Below are 246 nucleotides of genomic sequence, written 5' to 3'. Positions count from 1 at the left end.
CCTATTATGGGAGATTTATGGAAGGAAGGGAAGAAAGACTTATCGACAACTTATCCTATGAGGAACAGCAAACGTGTAGAACTTTTTCGTTATGTTTCACAATTGGACAGGCTTAAACAAGATTTGACATCATATACTGTCAGTTTATACGGAAAACTTTTTTCGCATTTTCTGTTGTCAATTCAGCAAGCTCTTCAAAGCTGATTTCTCGTAATTCGGCAATTTGCTCTGCGATATATTTCACAT

The 246-nt window shown here is 36.2% G+C and carries 1 protein-coding gene; it reads right to left on the bottom strand.

Annotated features, from left to right (window positions below):
- Positions 1 to 139: 139 nt before the first annotated feature.
- The coding region (locus tag SB775_RS32675; RefSeq protein ID WP_410865449.1) for a TatD family hydrolase at positions 140 to 246 on the bottom strand (107 nt) is incomplete at its 5' end.

The sequence above is a fragment of the Peribacillus sp. SIMBA_075 genome, assembly GCF_046534585.1.
The sequence above is the reverse complement of the archived record's forward strand: the minus strand, read 5'-3'. Positions and strand labels throughout refer to the sequence as shown.